Source organism: Parapedobacter indicus (assembly GCF_900113765.1).
Classification (GTDB): Bacteria; Bacteroidota; Bacteroidia; order Sphingobacteriales; family Sphingobacteriaceae; genus Parapedobacter; species Parapedobacter indicus.
Genome location: NZ_FOQO01000001.1, coordinates 368,836 through 387,359, shown reverse-complemented (window position 1 = coordinate 387,359; position 18,524 = coordinate 368,836). Strand labels below are relative to the sequence as shown.

Below are 18,524 nucleotides of genomic sequence, written 5' to 3'. Positions count from 1 at the left end.
ATCGTTAGTTGATTTCAGGTTTATAATTTGATCGTTACTCCAAAATTGATCACCCGCTGGATGGGATAAGCCGTATCGCCGCTGATCTCGGGATCCAGCCGGTCGTATGGCGTAAGGGTAAAGAGGTTCTGTTCATTGGCAAAAATGCGGAGTGCAGAGACCCGTATTTTCCGGCTCAGATGGAACGGAAAAGTATACCCCAGATCGATGTTCCGTATCCGTAGGTACTCACCCGAACGTGTCCAGTAGCTCGACGTGTTGAGATACGGTGTGTTGGTCGGATCCGAACCGATGGTGAGGCGTGGATAGGTAGCCGTTTCGGCTGTCTCCGGTGTCCATCGTCCCAGCAAGTACGAATACCCCTGCCGTTCTCCATCACTTCCGAAAGAGTAGTCCGTTTGTTGGTACGTACGGTTTGCGACACCTTGCAGGAGCACACTGAAATCAAATCCCACAAAATTGAAACCGATGGTTGTTCCGAAGTACAGCAACGGTTTGGTATTACCGATAGCGGTCTGGTCATAGATATTAATCATGCCGTCGCCGTTGAGGTCGACCAGTTTGACATCGCCGGGGTGTACTTCACTTCCTCCCAGCAGGGGGGCGGCATCGGCCTCCACCTGATCCTTAATCAGTCCGTCTGCCAGGTAGCCGAAGGTCTGCCCCACCGGCATACCGGTGCGGCGGTTCCAGTTGTATTTCTGAAAGACCTCGTTCATATAAACCACTTCCGTACGCATCCGCGAAGCGTTGGCTGCAATAAAATAATTGAAGTTTCCTACGTGGTTCCGATAGGTGATGGCAAGTTCCTGCCCTTCATACCGGTTCTTGCCGATGTTTTCATTTGGATAGCCGATTCCGATCAGCTCAATGGTGGATCCCCGTTGCTGTAACAGATCGTAATAGGTATCCCGGTAGTATTCCGCAGATAAGCTAAGGGAATTCCACAACGATAGGTTCAGTCCCACATTGAACTTATGTCCTTTTTCCCAGGTGCCTGCTACATTCGCCAGCCCTTTCTCCACCAAACTGCTTACGAACGAATATTCCGAACCTACCCCATAACCATTATTCCCATCCTGTCCGTAAGAGGCGCGCCAACTGTAGTAACCCAATGCGCCTTCGTTGGTATTGCCGGTTTTGCCGTATGTGGCCCGTAATTTAAGTTCCGTCAGCCAATCGGATTGCTCGGCCAGGAAAGACTCCTGCGCCAAGTCCCAGGCCAGACCCGCGGCGTAGAACAGTCCGAACTTGCTTCCCGGCTGAAAGCGGTTGAAACCAGAATAATTTGCCGCAACCTCGGCAAAGTACTTGTTTTGGTATGCGTAATTTGCCGTAGCCGCAACGTTGGTGTGGATGGCGGGTAGATCAAACTGGTAGTTTGCCGTTTGTTGGTCGGCAAAAATCCGTACCCCTATCCGGTGATCCTCGTTAATGTGTGTATCGTATCCGATATTACCCTGGTAGTAGATGAAATTTGCTGTCGATGTGGTAGCAAATGAATTCGGCTGATCCGAAATGTTGCCATACCGTACATATACGAGCTCTCCCGCTTCGTTGTAACGGACATCGTAAACCGGCTGCTGGCGGTTGCGGTCAACCAAGCTGGAGGAGGTCGATGACACATTGAATTTGCCCTTGGCATACAACCCCGGCAGCCATCGGTCAAACCGGTAATTGAAATCCAGGTTTGCCAGGACGTCCCGGGTATTGTCTAAACGGTATCCGGACCCGGTAACCTGCTGGTACAGGTTGGTTGGATATTCAGACGAACCTCCGTAGGTGCCGTCGTCGTTAAAAATAGGATATGCATTATTGGGTGTTGATTGTAAGGCTTTGAGTATGCCTTCTACACCGGCCCCGGGACTGCGTCCTTCCTGAATCCGACCGAACAATTGGAGCCCGATGGTCAGATCGCTCGTCACATCGACATCGATGGAGCTATTAATCAGGTACCTTTGCTGCCCCAGGTTGGTTTCATAATCAAACTGATCAGACGACTGGAACATCCCCTGTTGGTTGAGATAGCTGAGCGACAAGGCGTAGCGTGCATTCTTTGTTCCACCGTTTACCCCAAGGTTATACTTGGTTATCGGCGTATTAGTTTTCAGAACCGCGTCATACCAATTGACATCGGGATAAAACAGCGGGGAGTTCCCGTTTTTAAACGCGTCAAAGTCTTCCTGGGAATACACCGGTGCGCGGCCACTGTTCAGCAATGCCTCGTTATAGAGGTAGGCATATTGGTGTGAACTCAGGGGTTCGGGTCGTTTCAGCGCATGCTGTACGCCGGTTTGTGCGGTAAAGGAAATACGCGGAGGCCCCGGTCTTCCTTTTTTGGTGGTCACCTGCAGCACACCCCGGGAGCTCCTTTGCCCTAATAGGATGGACGACAATGCATCTTTTGCCACGGTGATCGATTCGATGCTTTCCGGATCAATCGAGTAAATCTCCCGTTGTACACCGTCAATCAATACGACCGGGTTTTGCCCCCGTAATTGAAAAGCTACCTCCGCATTGTCACTCAGACTGGTGCTGTATTTCGTTGCGCTTGTGGGCAAAGAACCCGCGAGGTCATTCGCTGTAATCGGAGCGATACGCGCTGACCGGAATCCGCTGGTTTCCTGCGTGTACAAACCGGGGAGCCTACCGGTCAAGGCGTTCAGGTATAACGATGTGGGCGTGGATTTAAGTTGGCTGTTATAAACAACGGCCACGGATCCGATAACCGTGTTCCGATCCCGTTTGTCATGCAGCACGTCAACCGTTGCGGGCTCCTGCAGGTAATTTGGGACCAATGCTACCGTAGTGGCCGTTCCCGCTGCCAACGTTTTTGAATAATAGGCTGGATGCCGCAGTGATATGTGCATATCCGGCCCGGTAACCGTTAAGGCGGCTTCACCCTGTTCGTCCGTCTCGCCCAGCAGTTCGTTCCGCAACGAATAGATTTTTACGGCCGGGAGCGGTTTCCCGTATTCATCAACTACTTTGATGGGGCTGTTTATCCCGATCTGATCCACCGTCCGATGACTGGCACCTGGTTTCGGAAATCTTCCGTAAGCAACTTGATTTACCGCAATAAGCAGGAATAAACCTGTTGCACTGACTTTTATATAGTGATTCAACATGTTCAAGATTATTTATTGACAGCGGAAAGTATAGGTAAATGGCTCTTCGGTATTGCCGTATCCAACGCGTTGAGTACCGGTGGCGTCCGTACAGTAGTATTCAAGACGGGCAATCCGTTGGTCCTTTTCCAGATTGAAATAGCCCCGTGGCCAAAAATCCAACAGAAACCGTTTACCACCGATGTCCGTGAGCCGGGTCTTATCCGTTTGTTCATTAACTTCGGCGATGAGCGCCCCCGCTTCATCAAAACATTTGATCGTCAAATAGATATCTTCCTGATTATCCAGTGCGGTATGCGTGACCCCGGCATCGAACGTCAATGTGATGATATCGTTATCCAGGCTCCGGACGGGTTGTATCGCGGCCAGTTGCGGATTGACAAAATCGATCAGATCACCTTCACCGCCGGTTACTTCAAACACCTGCGAAAACGCGACCTTTTTATAGTCTGTATCTTCCGGACGAAGGTTTTCAATGGAAGAGCCAACATAAAACCCTAACCGCACCAGCATGTTTTCTGCCCCGACATTACATTCCACATTTACGTCGAAATTGATATCTTCGTTATTGCGGAACGTATAGGATTGGGTGCTCCGGTATACGATCCACTCAAAATCGTCCACCAGGTTCGGACCGATTCCAAACATATTTTTTGCCGCCTGATGCCAATTCACGCCCGACACCGGTTCGATTTCCGAGTTCGGTATCATCCGCATCGTACCGTTGCCCTTCGGGCTGGTAAACGTCAACACTGCGTTTTCCCTGGCGTTCCAGCTTTTTGGAACCATGATACCGGCAAGCAATTGTGTGGTATAGGTTCCCGGTTCTTCAATCCGGGGCTCTGCACCGCTGTGCATTACAAACGTGACACGTTCGTTGACCATCGCCTGTTCAGGCACCGTCACTGTCAGCGCCGTCAATCCGCAATGTACCAGAAACAGGGTTACGAAAAGGCCGACAGCAAGATAGCAGTATAATAACGTACGGGTTACAGGTTTCATAAGTCTTGATTTTCTCGTTCAAAATTAAATTGGTACACATTGCTTTCACATCCAAGGCTGAATGAAAGGCTCAATTGCCGCTCTCCTTCAACCACAGGAAATTGAAATCTGGCCACGACATCTTCCTGGACACCTTCCGGCCTTAAAATCAATGCAAACGGATATTGTGGATCACTGAGGCTGTAAGTACCCGGTGCATTGGCAATAAACGGCAACTGTTCGGCGAGTGTATAGGTTCCATCCGGATTAAAATCGATCCGGAAATCGGTGAGATCCAGCCGTTCGCTCAAATCTTCGCCGTTTCTTGTCAGCTGGACTACTTTCCAGCTTCCGGTAATGTCTTTCGCCGCTTCGGCCGTTGACACGTTCGAAATTCCGTCTTCGCAGGACGAAAGCGCTGTCAGCCCAAATGCTAGTAAGACTGCAGGTAATATTACGTTGATCTTCATCATTGAATGCAATTAATAACCTTGATTTTGAATTAAATCGGCCGATTTTGCCACTTCCGATTGCGGAATAGGCCACAAATACATGCGGGGGTTAAATACACGTTTCCGTACGTTAATGGTGCTGTACAGGGTGCCGGAAGATGTCCGCGCAGGTTCTGTACCATGCAGCTGGCTATTTTCAACCTCCTCTGCAATCTTCCAGCGTCGGACATCAAAAAACCGGTGCCCTTCAAAGGCCAGTTCCTTCCTTCGCTCGTTCCGGATAATCTCCCGCATTTCGGCCTGTGTAAGTCCCGCCTGCAGCTGATAAGGCGAAAGGCCTGCCCGCTCCCGGATGGCCTCGACCGCTTGGTAGACCTCCGGATCGGGCGATGCAAGCCGTTCGTTACGCGCCTCGGCAAAGTTGAGCAGGATTTCCGCATACCGTATGATGGGAAAACACCGCGGCGTGTACGTATTGAACCAATCTGCGGCTACATCGCGATTGAGCATCTTGTACGTGTAATATCCGGTTGGCGTACCCTTGTAGACGGCATCCTGACCGGATTTTATAGTATTGGGATCGGTTTTATCGATGTAGATGTTAACAGGCCGTCTTGCCAGCCCATCCCGGTGAAAAACCAATGATTGGTCGCGTGTGATGGTATTGGCAAACCTTGGGTCTCGGTCTTTGTACGGCTGTTCGGGATCATACCCGGATGCGGGATCGTCGATGGGCAGACCATTCTTCATTCCAAACGCGTTTACCATTTCCAGGTAGGGGCGGGCACCGGGACTTGAAACGCCGAAGGTCGGTGGATTCCATATCCCCTCCAGATCACTGTTTGACGCCTGCATCCGGGCCAGGAGGTATTCGGAATTCTTCCGCAGTTGGAAGACCTCATAGAATCCATAGCCCGGTTCGGGGTCGTTGTTCACGTGTAAATGATACTGTCCGCCCGAGCCTTCCATTACCTGTGCAGCGGCTTGCTCCGCCCGCTCCCACCTTGACGGGTCGATGTCGGGGTATCCCGCAACCGCACGTAGGCGTTCGTCTGTTACCTCCGCGTCGCCGTTGAACAACGGGCTCGCGGCATACAATAGCAGACGGGATTTCAGCCCGTAACAGGCTGCTTTGCTGACACGCCCGTAATTTTCGCCAATGTGCATCCAGGGTAGGTCTTCCGCTGCGGCGTCACATTCCGTTACAATATATTCCACGCATTCTTCAAACGTGTTACGCACGGCGGGAATGTGATCTTCCTTACGGTATACACTATCCCCCATCAGCGGTATCCCTCCGTAATGTTCCAGCAGGATAAAACAATAATAGGCTCTCAAAAAGCGCGTTTCAGCCTTCACCCGCACTTTGATGTCGTCACCGAATTTTACAGCCGGTAGATTCTTGAGCATAATATTGGCCCGGCGGATATTCGTATAGGCCGTGGTCCAGGCGTCCTTGGTAATCATGTTTGAATTGACCGTACCTGTGGCGAACTGGATAAATGTATTGATGCTTCCCAAACCGGTGCCTTCCGCTTCATCGGTACAGGCGTCCAACCCCCCTCCACCAAATCGTTTCGGCCAGGTAGCGAAACCAATATCCGCATACATGCTCGAAAGGAAATTGATGGTGTAGGCGCTGTCCGAGAAAACAACCTGTTCATTCAGGTCTGTCGACTGCGTCTGGTCAAGAAAACCCTGTTTATTACACGACGCCAACGTAAGCGCAATAAACATTGCGTAAAATAAATACCTCATATTCAAAACTTTAATTTATAATTAGGGTACTATAATGGTTCTTTTATCAGTTACCGAAACCGAAATTCCGGTTATCTACAGCGGACTCAGTGAAAACGGCCTGGATGCTGCGGCGGTTCCCCGATCGAAATTGGGGGCATCGCTCATCACAAACTCAATCTCACCGCCGTTGATGATGTCAGCATACGTAATGTAGTTTTTGTCATACGACTTTCCGTTCAGACGCGCCGACTGGATATACACATGCTGCGGACTGTTGTTGGTCGCCCGGATGGTGAAACGTTTTCCGTTTTCCAGCGTGATCGTGGCCTTTTCAAAAACCGGGCTGCCTATTACGTATTGGTCCGTTCCCGGGCAAACGCTATAGATTCCCAACGCGCTCAGCACATACCAGGATGACATCTGGCCCTGGTCTTCGTCTCCCGGGTAGCCTTTTTCAGTGGCATTGTATAACCGCGACATCACCTGGCGGACCTGCTTTTGCGATTTCCAGGGCTGTCCGCTGAAATTGTAGAGATACGGAACGTGCTGCGTAGGCTGGTTACCATGCGCATATTGGCCCATTTTTGCCAGCAACATCTCCTTCATCTCGTGGATTTCCTTTCCGTAAGAGCCGTACTCAATCCGCTGATCCATGGTGAAAAAAGAATCGAGTTTCGCATTGAACCGGTCTTCTCCGCCAATGAGATGAATAAGGCCGTTTATGTCGTGCAACACCGACCAGGTATATTGCCAGGCATTTGCTTCGGTGAACGGGCCGCCCCATTCAACGGCATCAAAGTCAGGAAGCCATTTGCCATCCGGCTGCCTCCCCCGCACAAAGTTGACCGCCGGGTCAAACACGTTTTTGTAGTTATACATCTGCCGGGCAAACACGTTTTCATAAAAATCGTTGCCAACCGATTTAGCCAACTGATAGCCGCAAAAATCATCGTATGCATACTCCAGTGTCTTGGCCGTGCTTTCATGAATGTCACCGTACGGAATATATCCTTTGGTAAAGTAGTCTTTCCACCCTTCCCGTCCATTGGAGCCACCCCAAAAGCCCTTATTGGTCACTTCGTGATAATAAGCCTGTAATGCAGTGTCGGGATTGAATGTGCGGATTCCTTTTGCCCAAGCATCAGCAAGCAGCGATATCGCATGGTTACCGATCATAACGCCCGACATTCCGGGGTTAGACCAAGTTGGAAAAAAACCAGCCTGTTTCTGGGCATCCAGCAACGACTGCATGTACCTGCCCTGCATTTCCGGATGCAGGATGTTGCTGAGGGGAAACTGTGCCCGGAAGGTATCCCAAAAGCCATTGTCCGTGTACATGTATCCTGAATAAACTTTGCCGTCGTAAGGGCTGTAGTAACGGGGATTTCCGTTTGCATCCAGTTCGTAGAATTTCCGCGAAAAAAGATTGGCACGGAACAGGCAGGAATAGAAAGTGGCTTTTTCTTCCTCCGTTCCGCCTTCCACCACGATGCGGTTCAGCAGGGTATTCCAGACGTCGAAAGCCTTGTTTTTTGTCGTTTCAAACTTTTTGGCATCGCCCAATTCCTGTTTGAGGGTCAGCTCGGCCTGCGCGGGATCGATGTACGAAGAGGCCACCTTTACTTCGACGGTTGCGCCGGGCGCAAATTCCAGGTAAGCCCCCACTCCTTTTCCCCCGTCGTGCCGATTACCGGCCTTTACCTGATCTTTTGTATTTTCCCAGGTACCGAAACTTTTGAAATCCCGGTCAAAGACCAGAACAAAATAATTCCTGAAATTCCCGGGAACAAAACGTCCATTATTGACGAAGCCAACGATCTTGCGTTCCTCCGGAATGATCGTTACCTCACTATCCTTGATAAACCCGTCCAGCACCAGATAGGCTTTTTGCTTTCCCGGAAAACGGAACCGCATATGTGCTCCCCGTTCAACGGGACTGATTTCCGTACGTATGCCGTTATCAAATTTGACGGCATAATAGTGCGGCTTCGCCACTTCATGGTCGTGACTGAAAGTCAATGCACGTGCATCTTCGTTGACTACCAGGTTTCCGATACCCGGCATCAACGAAAAAACCGCGTAATCGTTCATCCATGGACTGCATTGGTGAACCTGCTGAAATCCCCGGATGGTGTTGGCTTTGTATTGATATTTCCAGCCGTCGCCGTTTTTGCCGGTTTGGGCAGAAAAGAAATGTACGCCAAAAGGCAACCCAACGGTGGGGTAGGTATTTCCGTAAGACAACGACCATTCCGAATCGGTTCCTTGCAGCGTGTTTACATACTTCACCAAATCGCGCTCCTGTGCAAACGAATAGGAGTTGACAAAATAAACGACTGCCAGCCCCGCCAGCAGCGTCCTGATCATTCGATATCCTGTTTTAATTTTCAAACCCATCTTTCTTTCTTGTTTTAGCTACCTACCGTTCTCCCCCAATTTTTATTGGGCTGGGGCCCCATGAATAATTCCAGCGTGCCTCCGGACACGATCTCCTGAAAGTCAATATAACACTTGTTGTAGGGTTGCCCGTTCAGCAAAGCCTTTTGTATGTAGACATTTGCGGGCGAGTTGTCATGTGCCTTTATTTTAAAGGATTTCCCGCTGAAATAGTGCGGATCCAGCGCAACTTCCACTTCGCTAAAAAGCGGGCTGGTTATTTCGTAACGCGTATTTCCGGGACACGACGGGTGTATTCCAGCCGCTGCCAACACGTACCAGGCCGACATCTGCCCTACATCTTCGTTTCCTACAATCCCTTCCACCGAATTTTTATAGGCTTTCTCGCAGATGTGTCGGGTCCATTTCTGCGTCATCCAGGGTGCATCCAGGTGGTTAAAGAGAAACGGAACGAGGTGCACCGGTTCATTGGCATGGTTATAATAATCGTTCCACAGCATATGTTCCGGTGTTTTTTCAAAAAAATGGGTCAGGTCTTTCAGCACGCTGTCGCGTCCGCCCATCAATTCGATCATGCCCGGAATATCATGTGGAACAAACCACCCCTGTTGGTACGGATTGGATTCAATGCTTCCGTACCATTCTTTTGTCCGGGCACTGTCGGGCCATTCTTCCCACGAACCATCGTCTTTTTTTGGCCGGAACCATCCCTTTTCGGAATCAAAAATATTCCGGTATGCCTGCCCCTTTTCCAGGAAAAGCTGCGCTTCCTCCTTTTTACCCAATCCGCTGGCGAGTTGCGAAATACACCAATCCGTATATGCATATTCCAAAGTATTGGAAATGCTGAAAGGAGGCCCGGTATACCCCAACTTATCGTTGCCGAATAGCTTTGATGTATTGACCGCATATTGATACCCTTTTTCCACGTCATAATCCCGGATGCCTTTTACATATGCATCTGCCAGCACCGACAGTGCAGGGTTTCCGATCATACACCCGGAATAGGCATTCATCAGCTCCCAACGCTCAAAATATCCCCGTTCCGATTCATCGGCAAGGGAAATCAGCGAGTTCAGCTGGTCGCTGACCAGCCGTGGGTTGATAAGGGTTTGCAGCGGAAACTGGCTACGGAATACGTCCCATCCACTGAAAATAGTCCGCTTCGTAAATGTTCCGCTCTTGTGTATCTTTTTATCACCTCCTGTATACCGCCCATCCACGTCGGTATACGTCCGCGGGTCAATCATCGTATGGTAAAGCGCCGTATAGAATATCGTCTTTTGGTCATCCGTTCCGCCCTGCACGTCGATACTCGATAACGATTCGTTCCATAGTTTTTCCGCCTCTGCCCGTACCTGTTCAAAATCCTTTCCTTCCAGTTCACTTCGGAAATTAGTTAACGCACCCTCCATATCGACAAACGAGATGCCTACCTGCAAAGTCACTTCTTCATTTTCGTGGGTTTCGAAATCGGAGAAAAAGCCGAGGTGTTTTCCTTCCCATTCAGACTGTCCTTTGATAATTTCGGCTTCTTCCACGCGGCGTAGGTACGGTTCACTCACTACATCATCCCGCTTACGGGACCACCCTTCCGGAATATCCGCACTCCAGAAACCGTAATTATCCAGCGGTTTGCTGAAACGTGCATAAAAATAGACCGTATAGTCCGCCTTTCCTTCACCATCTCCCCAGCCCCCGCCTTCGGGTGTACATTTCATCCACCCTTGTATCGTATGGTCGTCCACCTTGCGGACGTACTGCTGTACAGCTGTACCTCCCACGCGTCTGGCGAGATCGATCTGTATCCGGGATTGCTTATTTTCCGGAAACGTAAACCGGATCATCCCGCTATGCGGAGCCGCGGTGGTTTCCACGTTGATGCGATAATCCGTTAATTCTACGGCGTAGTAGCCCGGTTTGGCGATCTCTGAGTCTTTATTATAATAGGAACGGTATCCGTGGATACTACCATCTTCCTTTCCAGCAATCGTTTTCAGCTCACCCGTTGTGGGCATCACGAGAAAATTACCCAGATCTCCAAACCACCCTACCCCACTCATTTGCGTAAACGCAAAGCCTTCAATCGTCTTATGCTCATAGCTGTATCCCGGGCTGTTGTCGCCCCCGGTTATCGTATTGGGACTCACCTGCACCATGCCGTAGGGGGTCGTCGCGCCGGGAAACGTCTTGCCCAGTCCGTGATAAACGCCCGCTGCGCCGGTACTGGTGCTTGCGCCGATAAACGGGTTTACAAAGTCTGCGGGAGAAGCCTCTTCCTGTTGCTTATGCTCCGAACAAGCACCCATCAAAAAAACAACAATCCCTAAACAATAGCCGATCTTCTTCATCCTCATCATGACTGCCTCAATAATTCTATATGACCTCGTTTTACTTTTTATTGAACGGAAACCAGTGTGATTTTCCGCGTTTTGGGTATCGCTGCTTCGCGCATGGCGTCTGTCAACTGATCGATCTGGTCTTGCCAGGATTTCCGCACTTCGGGCAGCATAGCCCTGGCATACAAGTCCCTTTTAGCCCTTAACCAGCCGTCGGTTGCGACGTGCTCATCCATTACATTGATGGCCTTCCGGTTGTTGGCGTCCAAGAGTCCTCTGGGTTGAAAAAAGTTGTATTGTACCCATGCATAATCCCGGAACCGGCGTTCAATTTCCCACCGCTCTTCGTTTAGATACATCACGCCGAGTGCCTGCTGGTACTGCGGCGTATTAGTTAACGCAGCCAAGTTGATTCCATGGGCAAAATCGTCGGCAGACCATATCCCGATCACTTCACCGTCGATGACCAGTTGGGTGCGTCCCTTCAAACCGGTTACCACCAGCTGTTCTTGATTCATCTCTTCCATGAAAGGGATGACACGCAGGGCATCGTACTGGCTTTTTTTACTTCCCCATCCGCGCGCAACCGTATCCAACGGGTAGGGCAACGAATTGGCCTTGTAGTCAACCGAAATGCCGGCTGCCGTTTTTTTGATAGTTGACGCCTGGCAATTTACCGCGGAAACCACCTGCTGACGGGCAGCATCGATGGATAGTTCGGCGACCTTATTTCCGGCAAATCCCTGTGCCTTCAGAAAAAGGTACGCCATCACCATGTGTCCGTCGTTATCGGGATGGATGCGATCGGCACCGCAGAGTGTAAACGTCGAGTCCTGTTGTTGGATACGCTGGTTTAGCTGTGTCATCGGTTGATTCAGGTCGAAGAATTCCCAGTTATTCGCCTGCGCGGAGGCTTTTTGAAAGTCGACGATCCGAAGCATGGCCTTATTTTTCCCCTTGAACGGCGTATTATCCTTGATAATCGCTTCTTCATCATAAGGTGAACTCCCCATCAGGACGATGCGGGTGTCAGGAAGTTGTTTATACCGCTTTTCCATTTCCTGATACGCGTCGTAGGATTCTTTAACCTTTTCGTCGGCAAACTTATCGGGTTCCGAGCCATTATATTCAAAATACCCCGAATCATTCATACCAAACGTGGTAATCAACACGGTGGGCTGTTTACTGAACACGTCTCCGTCCAATCGCTTGACCATTTCTATGACCCGGTCGCCACCGATACCTGCATTGAGTACGGATAGGTTCATCGCCGGAAACCGCGTCATGTAATAGAGTCCTATGTACGAATGATAGTGCCCACCGTCGGTGATGCTGTTACCTAGAAAAACGACCCGGTCGTTGTTGACGAATGGGGTTATTTCCTGCGCGCGGACGGTCATCCCCTTTACGAAGAAAAACGAGACAAGCAGGAGCAACCGGGTGATCCCGGAGAGGTGATTTTTCATTTCTGTCTTTATAAATTTTTGATGTTTATAATCAGGAGCAAATGTATATACCAAGCCACCCACGTGTATGCGCAAGTAGGCATCTTGGTAAGTGATTTTTGGCTAAAAAAAATACAAATAACTGTAAATCAGTTAATCCACAACAACAACCAGAAAACAATTGGTAAACGTATGAGAATTTATTCGACACGAAGCGTGCCGATTTTTTTAACATTTTCCTCAAAATGTTCGATGTCGACCGCGGCTTTCCCCTTCACTTTGCTTTTATAGTTGTAAATCGTTTGGATGGAATAGCGCAGAAACGTTGCGATCTGATTGACATCCGTGATGCCCAGCCGGATCAGTGCAAATATGCGAAGTTCCGTATTCAGGTGATCTTTTTTAAGCACGTATCGCTCATCTGCTCTGAGCAGTGCATTAAAACCCTCCACAAAATCCGGATAAACTTCCAGAAAGGTGCTGTCGAAGTCCGTATACAATTCCTGGGCATCTTTTTCCAGCGTAGCTGTCGTTGCACTTAGCTTTTCTAATTCGGCCAGTTGGCCGGCTTTGATCTTTCGGCTCACACTCTTCCGGAACTCGTCCAACTTATCAAGATATACCGCGCATTGGTTAATGTAGTACCCGATATACCGTTCCCGTATGAGGTTAGCCTCATCCAGCCGGTGGTTGGCTGACATGAGTTGTGCATTGACCGTATTCAGATGTTTCCTCGCCCTTGATACCGTTTTTATCTGCTTGTAGAGGAAATATAATGTTCCGATCAGTACAACCAGAAAAACACTGATGGCCAGTGCATACGACCGCAAATTTCGCCGTTGCTGTTCGATCTTGGTCAGGTACATGGCTTCAATCTTGGGCTGCGTACGTGCGATCACCGCATTTCTGAAGCGTGAGTTATAAAAATTTGCATCATCAAGAGCCGCCTGGATGTAATTGTAGGCCCGATTTACGTCTCCTTGCTCATGTAAATAGATAGCCAAGGTCAATAAGGATTCGTTTTCCTTCACGGCTAGCCTCACATCGGTTATGGCCGCAAGCAGCAGATATTTTTCTTGCAGTGATTGATTTCCGAGTTCTTTGTGAATCATCGACAGTCCCATCGCAGCCATCGCGTAACCGTGGGAATTCACTTGCTCCTTCTTGAATAATTCTGTCTGGATTTCAGCTGAGGCTTCGAAGGCTCCCTCCGCCTTCAATTTGAACGACTTTTCCTTCAGGTATGTATCCGTGTCCTCGCCTAGGAGACGCATTAACGTATCCCTGCATCTCGCGATTTCCTGTATGTGTACCGTCTCGTACTTCGGATGATCGGTATATTTTATCAGATTTTCATTATAACGGATGTAACCCCAGCAATAGAACACCTTCAGGTGGTGAGGTAGCGACTTGTACTCAATGGAATCAAATACGTCAGATGCCTGGGTAAACAAACCCGATATCGACAGTACAAAAGCCAACCTCAATCTACTCTCATCCATAAATTCCCGGTTGTTCAAGGTACTCGCCAATTGGATATTTCGGTCGATGTAACCCAACGCAGAATCGCATATAAACGACTGATACTCGGCTATCAAGGTGTTATTCAGCTGATAGCGCTTTTCGGGAGCGTGTTCATGCGCAAGCAACCGTTTTATTTCATTGATTTTTTTTTCCTTCTCCGATGTATAAATCGCGCGCTTCGCTATGGTTTTATCCAACAGCTGCAGCAACGAATCGATCTCGGCTCCCCGGCTGGTTGAAAAGGAAAATGTACAGGAACCTAGTACGGAAATTATGGTGAATAAAAGTCGCTTCATTTTCAATAGCAATTGGCTGGCAAGTTGTCGTGACGTGCAAAGCTAAAGAAATATACGTAAAAAAAAGACCGTGGAACAGATACAAAGGGGATGAATAACGTTGGATATGCATGAGCAGCCTAGCGGCGCGAAGCGTTGCAGTTGCGATGCATATCCAACGTTATTCGGGGCACTAACCGCTGCTAGTGTTTTGGTCTGCTGCAGAGCAAGCCTTGGAGACGCAAGCAAAGCGCAGCGGATCCCAGCTTGCGAGCAGTAGACCAAAACACCTACTGAGCATAAGCCCCAACTCTATAGCATCATCGCCTTGAAAATGGGTTTGGCATAATCTCCCCAGTCTTTTAGACTGGCCTCCAACTCGGCGCGGAGTTCGCGGTAGTTGACGGCCTTCCCTTTTTTGGGAGCTTCGAGTTCCTTGGCCGACACCGGGCGGTCGTCCACCGCAGTTGCAAAGTAGGTCGTATTCTCATAGGGAAGCGCCACACCGAGGATCATACCCGGTAGCCCGGTAAATGATTCCGGACCACCGGTTACCGGGATCTGGTCTGTGTAAAACGCAACCACATAAATAGAGTCGAGCACCAACGCATTTGCCCTCCGGCATTCATATCCGGCAATTTCACGTGTTTCATTGGTAATACGCCACTGGATGCGGCGGGTGCTGTCGGTGATCAGGTACGTCTGCTCATAAACGCTTTTCTGTCCGATACTTTGCCCCGCGAGCAGATCGGTGACGATCGTATTTCCCATATCGATGGAAGGATCATTGCCAAAAAAGCCCGCTGATGATGTCGTCTGATCATCTAATGGCCAAAAACGTGTATGGCCGCCATTAAAAGCCAGGTTGTATTTGAACGTCTTAAATTGGGGATTATTCCGCTTGTATTGCTCGAAAGCCTGCTCCATAAATGAATTCCTGCCAACCCGGCTTTTGATTTTGGCATACATATTTACCCGCTTCTCAAACGTTACCACACCACTTTCTACAAAACGCGCATATTGCGCTTGCAGCGATTGGATAGTGAACATGATACCTAACAAACAGGTCAGCGGAAGGAAAATCTTTAGTTTCATGACTGCTAATTTTGTACAGATACGCCGCCCATTTTACTGAAATCCCAGGTCAGTGAAAACATCAAATAGCGGGTAATTGTGGTGTAACTGTTTTGTGTAAACATATTGTTATTGGCGTACCGACTGAATCCCTTATTTTGATTAAAGAGATCGTTCACACCGACAGAAAAACGGAGTGTTTCGTCTTTCAGGAACTTCTTGCTGACGGATGCATCGACAATAAATTGCTCGAAAGCGTAGTCAAACGATTCCGTAGGCGCTGTATAGGTATACCGACCTTCTGAGTTGATCTCAAACTTCAACGGCAGGTAAATGTTAAAGGAATAGCGCCCGTTCACCCCCCAGCCGCTGTTATCGCCCCGTTGTTGCACCGATGCTTTGCTGAACGTATACGTAGGGCCGAAATTGAGGTAGAAGTTATATTTTTTCTGGACATACTGCCGGATATTAATGTCGCCCGAGTATGTCGACGTTTGCGTCCGGTTCAACTCGCCGTTCGTCAGATTATAATAGGTATTGCCATTTGCATTCAGGCCGCCGCCAACATCCAGGTCCAGTTTCTTGATCTTTTTGCTGAAACCGGAATAAAAATAATAGTTTATGGGTGATTTGTCGCTCAAATTGTCATATTGGAACGTGCTTCGCCCTACCGAATCGGTTGTGATATTACTCACAATGGGATTATTGGTATTGGAAAAACTACCGGAAAAATAGAAGTATTGATTTCCAATCACCTTAAACGAATTGTAAGACATATTGAACCGATTGGTATACGACGGTTTCAGATCGGGGTTACCCAATACGATGTTCAGCGGGTCGTCATTCACCCGCACGGGTTGTATCTGGCTTAAAGACGGCTGGGTATTGTTACCATTATAGGAAAAACGAAACGATTTCTGCTGCGAAAACCGATACTGATAGGTCAGCTGCGGATTGTGGTTGGTGAAATTCCGTTCAAAGCGGCTATCGGAGTATCGATCGATTTGGTCAAATTGAACCCGGCTCATGCGGGTACCGAAATTGAGTGTGGATTTTCCTTTTTTGAAATTCAGGATAGCTCCCAATTGGTTGGCCAATTGATTGAGCTTAAAATCGTTACTATATAGCGAATCTAAGTCCGAATAACCGCCCGCACCCGCCTCGTTGAATGATTGCCTGAGCGACGTCCCATTATTTGCTGAAAACCGGTAATTCATCACTAGGGACAATGTTTTGGTAAAAGGTTCCGTGTAGGTGATATTGGAATTGAATACGGAGTTTTTGGTGTCGTTTATTTTCATCTGGTCCACCAGGGACGTGCTGTCCACCGTTCCATCTGCATAAAAAGAGTTCTCCGCATACAAGAATCCGTTGGCTTTGCTTTGGTTAATGGTTTCGTTGACCTCCCACGAGACTGTCCGCCCCTTTTTACGCAGCTTTTTTGTCCACAATGCAGTAAGATAAGCATCGATTCCTTCCGTATCGTTGTTGGTACGGCGCATGGATTCATTCAACCTTCCACCGTCCACGTCTGTGCCGGCCGATTGGTTGAACTCTGCTGTTTCTCCGTTCTTTAACGCGCCGTCTACCGTTACTTTCAATGTGGACGTCGAATCAAACTGCGTTTCGAAAATCGCTCCTCCCCGCTGCCGGAATATCCGCCGGTCGAATGTCTGATCAGATACGGTATTAATGCTTCTTCCATTGGGCAGATTATTTTCAGTGATGGTATTGCTGGTACCTTTTACGCTGAGTTCCCCGATTTTATAGTTGCCATTTATCGACTGCTTGCCCTCGTTCCATTTGTTGCTGTAATAGGCACCGCCGTTGAGCGCCGACGGAATACCCCGGCCATCGTAACGCCCGCCCCACGACTCAATTTCATCCTGACCACCGGTGCTGGTAATATAAAATCCCCCATCCACATCCACTACCGTGCCGGAAGGAGCATAACGGTTGGCATCTTGCCAACTTAATCCCGTGCGGCCGGTATTGCCAACAGTGCCGAATACCGAAAAACGTTGTTTGTTATTAAAGCGGTTGTACATGGCCTGCCCCTGATACATCTCGTTCGTGCCGGCACCGGCGTCCACCTTACCAAAATCCCCTTTCTTTTGGTCGTCTTTCAGTTTGATATTGAGTGTTTTGGAGCGCTCTCCGTCATCAACACCGGTAAACTCCGCCTGGTCGCTTTTTTTATCGTACAGTTGTACTTTATCCACCATATCGCCCCGGAGATTACGGGTTACCAACGTCGGATCGTCCCCGAAAAACTCCTCGCCATCAACCAGCACTTTATTTACCGTTTGGCCCTGGGCAGTAATTTTTCCGTCCTGGTCTACCTGGATGCCAGGCAACTGCTTGAGCAGGTCTTCCACTTTCGAGTTGGGTTCTATATTGAAACTCGCTGCATCGTATTCCGTCGTATCTCCCCGGATCGTAATGGCCTGGCTTCTGTTTACCAGCACTTCTTCGAGCAACTTGGATCGCAATACCAAGCCTAAATTACCGAAATCGAACACGGAAGATGTGCTATCTAACGTAAATCGCTCTACATAGTCTGCATATTCCGGAAAGGTGGCAAAAAGCGTATATTCTCCGGTATCCAATCCATCCATTCGGAAATTTCCCAATTCATCTGTGCGCGTAAACCGGTATAGCATGGAATCTTTTGCGTGCACCAGCACGATGGAAGCTTTGGCCAGCTTGATACTGGAAGCGGTGTCTACTACTGCACCTTTAATGGTATACCCATTTTCTTGGGCGGAAACGGAAAGCCAGCATGGCAAGACCAAAGCCAGCGCAACGAGGATTTTCTTCATTGTTGGAATTTAAGCTATAATTAATCATGGGTTATCCCCCGTAACATTCTATTCCCCCCAACACATCGACACAAATATAGAACTAATTTTTTAGTTTAAAAATAAAACATTGATACTTAACATTTTTTAACATCTATTTCATTTTAACTTTACAAGAACTATGGATAATTCGTAAAATTACGAAAATGCAGTAAACAACCAAGTTGCCCATCGGTTTTTTTGAGATGCCGCATTTATGACGCCTTTGTCCGACGTTTGTTGCACAAACATTCAAGTTTATCTCTATCTAAAAAAGCCCCTGCATACTCCTGGATGAGATCGCTAATTTGCCTTTCTTTGGCAAATTA

At 48.7% G+C, this 18,524-nt stretch carries 10 protein-coding genes; all 10 read right to left on the bottom strand.

What is annotated here, in order from left to right:
* Window positions 1–20: 20 nt before the first annotated feature.
* Entirely contained in the window at window positions 21–3,128 is a 3,108-nt protein-coding gene (locus tag BMZ56_RS01510; RefSeq protein WP_090623145.1) for a SusC/RagA family TonB-linked outer membrane protein, read from the bottom strand.
* A 12-nt stretch (window positions 3,129–3,140) separates the two neighbouring features.
* Window positions 3,141–4,130, bottom strand: coding sequence for a DUF4961 domain-containing protein (locus tag BMZ56_RS01505; RefSeq protein WP_090623142.1), 990 nt, complete (start codon window positions 4,128–4,130; stop codon window positions 3,141–3,143).
* Window positions 4,127–4,582: a DUF5004 domain-containing protein gene (locus tag BMZ56_RS01500; RefSeq protein ID WP_245893035.1), complete on the bottom strand. Its 456-nt coding sequence runs from the start codon at window positions 4,580–4,582 to the stop codon at window positions 4,127–4,129. Before BMZ56_RS01500 ends, BMZ56_RS01505 begins: the two co-directional genes overlap by 4 nt.
* A gap of 9 nt (window positions 4,583–4,591) precedes the next feature.
* Window positions 4,592–6,319: a RagB/SusD family nutrient uptake outer membrane protein gene (locus tag BMZ56_RS01495; protein WP_090623138.1), complete on the bottom strand. Its 1,728-nt coding sequence runs from the start codon at window positions 6,317–6,319 to the stop codon at window positions 4,592–4,594.
* A 75-nt stretch (window positions 6,320–6,394) separates the two neighbouring features.
* Window positions 6,395–8,668 carry a GH92 family glycosyl hydrolase gene (locus tag BMZ56_RS01490; protein ID WP_090623134.1) on the bottom strand — a complete coding sequence of 758 codons (2,274 nt, stop codon included), beginning with the start codon at window positions 8,666–8,668 and terminating at the stop codon, window positions 6,395–6,397.
* A 44-nt stretch (window positions 8,669–8,712) separates the two neighbouring features.
* Entirely contained in the window at window positions 8,713–11,058 is a 2,346-nt protein-coding gene (locus BMZ56_RS01485; protein ID WP_245893033.1) for a GH92 family glycosyl hydrolase, read from the bottom strand.
* Window positions 11,059–11,096: 38 nt separating this feature from the next.
* Window positions 11,097–12,503 (bottom strand): SGNH/GDSL hydrolase family protein, encoded by a 1,407-nt coding sequence (locus BMZ56_RS01480; protein ID WP_090624412.1) that lies wholly within the window; start codon window positions 12,501–12,503, stop codon window positions 11,097–11,099.
* A gap of 179 nt (window positions 12,504–12,682) precedes the next feature.
* A complete protein-coding gene (gene susR / locus BMZ56_RS01475) occupies window positions 12,683–14,302 on the bottom strand; it encodes a SusR family glycan utilization regulator (protein WP_090623127.1) in 1,620 nt (539 codons plus the stop codon).
* A 291-nt stretch (window positions 14,303–14,593) separates the two neighbouring features.
* The gene (locus BMZ56_RS01470) at window positions 14,594–15,376 is read right to left on the bottom strand and encodes a GLPGLI family protein (RefSeq protein ID WP_090623123.1); all 783 of its coding nucleotides are present in this window, start codon (window positions 15,374–15,376) and stop codon (window positions 14,594–14,596) included.
* Between the two features lie 5 nt (window positions 15,377–15,381).
* The gene (locus tag BMZ56_RS01465; RefSeq protein ID WP_090623119.1) at window positions 15,382–18,177 is read right to left on the bottom strand and encodes an outer membrane beta-barrel protein; all 2,796 of its coding nucleotides are present in this window, start codon (window positions 18,175–18,177) and stop codon (window positions 15,382–15,384) included.
* Window positions 18,178–18,524 lie beyond the last annotated feature (347 nt).